Annotated in this window: 6 protein-coding genes; 2 read left to right on the forward strand and 4 right to left on the reverse strand. The window is 66.0% G+C overall.

All coding sequences use genetic code 11. The features are described from left to right. Positions 1 to 159: 159 nt before the first annotated feature. Positions 160 to 1650 carry an AMP nucleosidase gene (locus tag BLQ58_RS26445; RefSeq protein WP_029050757.1) on the reverse strand — a complete coding sequence of 497 codons (1491 nt, stop codon included), beginning with the start codon at positions 1648 to 1650 and terminating at the stop codon, positions 160 to 162. Between the two features lie 247 nt (positions 1651 to 1897). Here BLQ58_RS26445 and BLQ58_RS26450 point away from each other — a divergent pair, with 247 nt between their 5' ends. Further along, complete coding sequence (locus tag BLQ58_RS26450; RefSeq protein ID WP_029050758.1) at positions 1898 to 2287, forward strand: GNAT family N-acetyltransferase; 390 nt, start codon at positions 1898 to 1900, stop codon at positions 2285 to 2287. Between the two features lie 33 nt (positions 2288 to 2320). Here the strand turns inward: BLQ58_RS26450 and BLQ58_RS26455 are convergent, their stop codons facing one another. Further along, a complete protein-coding gene (locus tag BLQ58_RS26455) occupies positions 2321 to 2995 on the reverse strand; it encodes an NADPH-dependent F420 reductase (protein ID WP_254776176.1) in 675 nt (224 codons plus the stop codon). Positions 2996 to 3293: 298 nt separating this feature from the next. Between BLQ58_RS26455 and BLQ58_RS26460 the strand changes: the two genes are divergently transcribed. Next, positions 3294 to 5360, forward strand: a complete 2067-nt coding sequence (locus tag BLQ58_RS26460) for a ParB/Srx family N-terminal domain-containing protein (RefSeq protein WP_254776178.1) — start codon at positions 3294 to 3296, stop codon at positions 5358 to 5360. Positions 5361 to 5491: 131 nt separating this feature from the next. On the opposite strand, the gene BLQ58_RS26465 is transcribed toward BLQ58_RS26460, so the two are convergent. Together BLQ58_RS26465 and BLQ58_RS26470 are read right to left on the reverse strand one after the other, a co-directional pair. After that, positions 5492 to 6379: a hypothetical protein gene (locus tag BLQ58_RS26465; RefSeq protein ID WP_139186179.1), complete on the reverse strand. Its 888-nt coding sequence runs from the start codon at positions 6377 to 6379 to the stop codon at positions 5492 to 5494. 47 nt (positions 6380 to 6426) lie between these two features. Beyond that, a partial coding sequence (locus BLQ58_RS26470; RefSeq protein WP_139186180.1) for a ShlB/FhaC/HecB family hemolysin secretion/activation protein occupies positions 6427 to 7050 on the reverse strand: 624 nt, incomplete at its 5' end.

A 7050-nucleotide genomic window follows, 5' to 3' on the forward strand; every position in this document is an offset into this window, starting at 1 on the left:
AAATTACGGTTTTTCCGAGACTTTCCACTTTGTCTCCTCGAAGGAAGGCCGCCTAACCGACGTCCTTCCCGCCTCACTGCGCGCGGCAACCCCGCGCGCTTTTTTATTTCTGATTCGCCTCGGAGGGCGTGAGGCGGGCCATGTGCTGGCGCCCTGGCGTTAGCGGAACGCCGGTTCGTCGAAGCTGCGCAGCTTGCGCGAGTGCAATTCCTCGACGCCGTTCTCGCGCAGGATGCGGATGGCTTCCAGGCCGATCGACATGTGCTGGCTGACGCGCTGGCGGTAGAACGCGTTGGCCATGCCACGCAGTTTCAACTCGCCATGCAATGGCTTGTCGGATACGCAAAGCAGCGTGCCATAGGGTACGCGCAGGCGGAAGCCATTGGCAGCCACGGCCGCGCTTTCCATGTCGATCGCAATCGCCCGCGACTGGTTGAAGCGCGCGTACAGCGCCTTCGACTTCAGCTCCCAGTTACGGTCGTCGGTCGACACCACCGTGCCGGTGCGCATGCGCGTCTTCATCTCGGTGCCGGACAAACCCGTGACACGGGCCACCGCTTCCTGGAGCGCCACCTGGATTTCGGCGATCGGCGGCACCGGCACCCACGGTGGCAGGTCGTGGTCCAGCACATGATCGTCGCGCACGTAGGCGTGTGCCAGCACGTAATCGCCCAGTTGCTGCGAGCGGCGCAGGCCGCCGCAGTGGCCCACCATCAGCCAGCAATGCGGCCGCAACACGGCCAGGTGGTCGGTCATGGTCTTGGCGTTCGACGGGCCCACGCCGATGTTCACCAGCGTCACGCCGAGGCCGTCCTCGCGCACCAGGTGATAGGCCGGCATTTGCGGCAGCGCCTTCGGGCGCGACGCGTCGTCAGGTTCGACGCCGCCCAGGTCCTGCACCACATCGCCCGGTTCGACAAACCGCACGTACCCGTCGCCACCGTCGCCGGCCATCAGGTTGCGGCCCAATGTCACGAACTCGTCGACATATCGCTGATAGTTCGTGAACAGCACGAAGCGCTGGAAGTGATGCGGCGCCGTGCCCGTGTAGTGGTAAAGCCGCTGCAGCGCCAGGTCCACGCGTTCGGCCGGGAACAGCGACAACGGCCAGGCTTCGCCCGGTGTCGGCTCGTAGGTGCCGTTGGCAATCGAATCGTCGATGCGGCTCAGCTCAGGCAGCACGAACGAGGCTTCCAGTTCGCGGGCCTGGGTATAGCTGATGTCGGTGGTCGATGCCTCGATCACGAACGGCAGCGGAATCGGCCGGCGCGACAGGCCCACCACCACCGGCACGCGGTGATAGCGCATCAGCCGCTCGATCTGGTCGCGGTAGTAGTCGCACAGCAGATCCGGCCGCGTGACCGTGGTGCCGTACACACCGGGATAGGCCACCGTGCCCCACGACGGTCGGCTGTCGGTGACCATGGTTTCCAGGTTGACGGAGATGCCGAGATACGGGTAGCACGCGTGGGCCGCCGATGGCAGCGGCTTGCCCTTGGCAAACGCGTCGAAGCGCGCACGCACGGCTGCCACGGAGCTGTCGTAGATCTCGCGGATACGCGCCATGGCGCTATCGGCATCGCTGAACTCGGCCAGCTGATCGGCCGGGTGTGCGGAGGAGAAGATCGGGGCGTTCATGGCAGCCATCATACCGCCAGCTTCCGGCGCGCGACAGGCCGTTGCGCGCCCCGCGCCGGGATTGCCCGTGCGTGCGGACGGTCGCATTTTCCGGACAAAGTTGTTTGACGCCGCCGCATCGGCTTCGCTACACTCTGCGCCGAAATGCGCGACGAATTGCGCGACACATCGCGCGAAAACGCGGCGCAGCCGCTCTGCGCCCCCCACTTCTGGAGGGTCTGCATGCATGCGCCCCGGAATCACGCAGGAGGAATTGTCGATGGAAATCCGTAATCCGTTGCCCGCAGAGGTGGAGGCGGCCCGGCGGCTGCTGGCGGCCAACGGTTGGGAACAACGGGTCGGCAATCCCGAGCGGTTCGCGCAACTGATCGCCAACTCCCAACGCGTGGCGGTGGCGGTGGAAAACGGCGAGGTCATCGGCTTTGCCCGGGCGCTCTGCGACGATATCTCCAACGGCTACATCTCGATGGTCGCCGTGGCGCCACAGCATCGCCGCCGCGGCATCGGCCGCGCATTGCTGCGACATGTCATGGGCAACGACCCGGACATCACCTGGGTTCTGCGCGCAGCACGCTCCTCCGAAGCCGCATTCTTCGGCCAGTTGGGCTTCACGCCATCGATGGTGGCGATGGAGTGGCGCCGGCGCTAAGGCGCGGCGGCTCCCCCTGCCGGCGCTGTCCGGCTACTGTTCCATCGCATGGCGAAGCTCTTCGGCAGTTCCCATCTGGCGGAACAGCTTGCCACCGGGCGCAAACCGGTCGGCACTCGATAATCCCCCAACCACCACTGGATCGAACCCCGCGTCGCGCACCAGCCCGGCCGCCACGGACAGCGCCTCGGCGTCGTTGCTGGCCATCGGCACCGCCATCAGCGGCGGCTTGCGGTGACTTTCACGCGTGAACTCCGCCGCCCCCGTGAAATTGAACACGCGCACGATGCGCGCACCGGCCAGGTATTTGGCCGTGGTGGGCCCGATGCCGTTGGCCTTGACCTCGTCCACGATGGCGCCGTCGCGCGCCGCCACGGCATTGGTGGCGTCCAGCACGATCTTGCCCTGCCAGCGGTTCTGCTGGCCCACATCCGGCACCGCACCATAAGGCACCGCAAGCAGGATCACGTCGGCAAATGCCACGGCCTGGGCGACGGTACCGGCCTGGGCCAGCGGCCCGAGGGAATCGGTCAGCGCCTTCAGTTCCTCGGGATGGCGCGACGCGAACATCACCGGGTGTCCCGCCTTCACCAGCAGGCTGCCCACCGCGCCGCCCAGCCGGCCCGAGCCGACCACGCCGATCTTCGATTTCGTCTTGCGATGGACCGGCTGCGCCACGGCGTGCCAGGCCGGTAGCGCCAGCAGCATGGACCACCCGCCGGCAATCATAAGCCTGCGCCGCCCGTGCGACATTCGTTGAAATTCGTGCGTCATCGCCTGCCCTCCGCGTTGTCCCGCTCCGATCACTCTAGGCGAATCCCCATGAAAAAGCCGGGGATGCCGTGACGTCAGGCTGTCACAGGTACGTCATTCCCGGTTCATAAACTGTCGCGCGGCCACGTGCCGCACACGCCGCACCGGCTGCGCGCGACGTACCCAACAACCGACACCACAACAACAACGGGGAAGAACAATGGAAAGCAGGACTAGGAAACCTGGGCAATGGATGCAACGCAGCGCCGGCACGGCAGTCATGTTATTGCTGGCCTCGGCGGCGATGACAGCGTGCGGCGGTGGCGATGACGGCAACACGGCCAGCGGCGGCACCAACGGCGGCGCCAGCACCGGCGCGACGCCGGCCCAGGTCAGGCCGCTGGCAGGCGGTTCTCTCTATATGGGTTCGGTGAGCTTCGGCGACACGGTGTCGGTCCAGCTCGATCAGCCCGCCGCCGGACAGATCACCCTGCGCTTCCTCGATTCCCGCTTCGGCCTGGCCGGCGCGCTGGTGGGCCAGTACACGCAGATCGGCGACACCTATCGCGTATCGAACCTGACCGCCTCCGGCGCCGACGTACCGGCCGCGCTGGCCGCCGCCGCGGCTACGATCACGTTCAGCTTCACGCTGGACGACGGCCTGCTCTCTGGCGCGCTGGGCCAGGTGCCTAACGTCAAGGCCGGCAACGGCGGCCTGCTGCAGGGCTATATCTCCGCCGCCAACCGGGGCGCCCAGCTGAAGGACATCGCCGGCACCTACACCTATCTGCGCCAGGCAGGCGACACCGCCACGGCCGGCCAACTGGCGATCCAGGCCGACGGCGCGGTGCGCGTGTGCGCGGGCCAGGGCTACAGCGCCAGCTGCGCGGGGGGCCAGACCGGCACGCTCAGCGCCGACGCCGACCAGGCGCGCTATCCGGGCGCCTTCGCGCTCACCATCGCCGGCAGCAAGGTGGGCCGCGTCTTCGTCGGCAAGCAGCAAGGCAGCACGGCCCTGTTCGTGGACGAAACGGGCGCCAGCGCCACGGCCGCCACCGGTAACTGGGTGGTGCGCGCCGCGACGTCGCTGCCCACCAGCGCGGTAGACGGCGACTGGGTCTGCGCCGAGCCCGAGCTCGACAATGCCAACGCCACCACCGGCCGCACGCGCCGCAACATCATTTCGGTGAGCGGCAACGTGCTGGCCGCCGACAATATCCCATCGGACGTGGCGCTGATCTACAACGGCTTTGCCAGCGGCGCCGCCTTCGGCCTGATCTCGGGTACGTGGCAGGAACCGGTGGCCGGCCAGATGCCGACCGCAACGCTCGCCTGGCTGCCGGTCAGCGCCAAGCTGGCTTACCAGTTGCGCCAGGTGCCGGGGTCCCAACGCGTGCTGCCGGCCGTCTGCACGCCGCTGCCGGCGCCGACTCCGATTTCCACCTATCTGCAGGCCACGGCCCAGCAGAACATCCTGGTGACAATGGCCGACCTGCGCCCGACGCAGCCCGCCATCGGTCGCGACCAGATCTATTACAAGCTGGGCCGCTACGCCGTGGATTCGGCCAAGAATTTCGACGACGCCTGCGAGAACAACGGCCAGAACAAGACCGCCAAGGACGGCATCAAGACCGACTCGCGCATCGACAACCTGAACTCGTTCACCTGCACGAAGGCCGTCGGCGACAAGCCCGAGGACATGAAGACGCTGGTGGTGGGCCCGTATGGCGAACCGTACCTGACCGATGGCCATCACGCCTTCACCACGGTCTGGGAAGCCCCGACCGGCGGCCCGCAAGCCAAGATGTGGATCCGCGTGCAGGACAACCTGTCGAACCTGAACCGTGCCCAGTTCTTCCGCACGATGCGCGCACGCAAGCTGGTCTGGCTCAAGGACGGCGACAACCGCCCGGTTTACCCGGCCGACCTGCCGCGCCAGCTGGGCCTCTCGAACGGCCTGGGCAACGACCAGTACCGCTCGCTGGTCTACTTCACGCGGGATATCGGCTACAGCCAGCCTGCCGGCGCCACGGAATTCACCGAGTTCTACTGGGGCGACTGGCTGCGCAAGGTCGTGGACCTGAAGCAGGTGAACCTGAGCGACTCCACGGCCTATCTGGCGGCCGTGCGCAAGGCCGCCGAAGCGATGGTGGCCCTGTCGCCCGACGCCATTGTCAGCACCGGCAAGACTGCCGCCACGCTGGGCCGCCTGGACACGTTCAACGAGACGGAATTCACGGCGCTGTCGCAACCGGTTGGCTCGTCCAAGCCTGGCAAGCTGCCGTATGCGGTGGACTATCGGTCGAAGCTGAAGCCGTAACGATGGGATAGCTGGCTGGCCAGCTTGCCTTGATGGGAACCGCCGGAAGGACGGAGGTGAACACCCCAGCGCCTGGAGACAGGGCTGGGGTGTTTTGCTTGAGGCATCGCCGGGAGGCAATGCACGGCCGATCAGTTGGCCACGATGCCCGACGTTTCGGCCGACAAGGTATCCACGCGCAGCAGCGGCAAGCCGCTCAGCTTGACCGGGCCCAGGCCCGGCGCCAGCCAGACCGTTGCCTCAAGGTTGGGGAAGTAGCTCCCCGGCTCACGGTCGTACCGGATCTTGACCTTGCACGTGTTGGCGTAGGACTTGCCCATCGCGGTCACATCTTCGCGGCCAATGTATTGCACCGTCAGCTGGACCTTCCGATCAACGCCACGGCTAAACGCCGGCTGCGGATCCGTGGCCAACGCGGATTCGCGCTCCTCCGCCATCGTCACGGTGCGCGTCTCGTTGGGCTGCATGCCCAGCAACGACAGCCTGGCCGGTTTGCCCGCAGCATCCTCATACGTAAAGCGCCGATACTTGACCCACGGCCCATCCGGATAGCCACGGTGCCCGAACTCGGTCACGCCGAGCGGAAACAGCACGGTTTCCGGATCCAGATAGATCCGGAAGTTGGACGATACGGCGTGGAACAGCGTGCCGCTGGCCTGAACGTCGATGGTATCGAGGCTCTTGCCATCGAACGTGGTCTGACCGATGTGCTTGCCTTCGAAGGTGACCGCCTCCGTCACCGGACCGGCATTCGCGGAGACAGTCATCTTCTTGCCATTTGCCAGCGGCGTCAGGCAAGGCGCATCGAGCGGCGCCATCGCGTTTGCATTGGAACCGGTGGTGGCGCCGTTAGTACCGGCGCTGTTCGAATTTTCTCCGTCCGATCCACCACAGGCGGCGATGACGGCAGCGGATGCCAACAGCGTTAATGCGAGCGTCTTCTTCATGGATAGTTGACCCCTTGCGGGCATTGAGAGCGGGCAGTCTGTGCTGCCCTGGGTTGGGAAATCGAAGGCCAAGTGAGACAGGTCTATCGTCTATCGGATAGCTGGACGGCGCAGTTCGCCTAATACTGATAAACCACCTGCATCCCCGCCGTCACCCCGGCGGTATTGAACTGCTCCGGCTTGTAAACGGGCGTGCCCAGGAACACGTCATACGAGACGCCGCCGAACTTTTGCGAGCCGACGCCGCCGCGCATGCCGATCACCGCGCCGGCCAGTTGCGTGCCGACTAGTGCCTGGGTCGATGGTCCGTACACGCGGCCATAATCGAGGCCGACGTAAAGCGCCTGGCCGCTGATCCCTAGCGGCGCCTGCAGTTCATTGCGCCAATAGAAGCCACGCTCGCCCGCAAGCTGGCTCTCGCCATCGAAGCCTCTTACGGTATATCGGCTGCCAATCGTCAAGTCATCCTCGTAATAGAGCCGGTCATTGGTGAATTGCCCCCGGATCGTCGTGACGTAGCGGAATGGCTGTTCTGCCAGTTTGAAAGGCACCGAGAGGTTGGCGTCGAGCACCATCATGCGGTAGCGCCAGGTCGGGCCATCGAACGACGCCAGCGTGTCGTCCTGCGCGCCGAAGGCGCCAATGCCCTGGCGGAATGACAGCGTGGCGTCGAGCTGCGACGGGCCGAAGTAATGGCGGTCCGTCACCCCGACTTCGAGGAGGGTGTTATTCCGGCGCTGCTG

Source organism: Ralstonia sp. 25mfcol4.1 (assembly GCF_900104095.1).
GTDB lineage: Bacteria > Pseudomonadota > Gammaproteobacteria > Burkholderiales > Burkholderiaceae > Cupriavidus.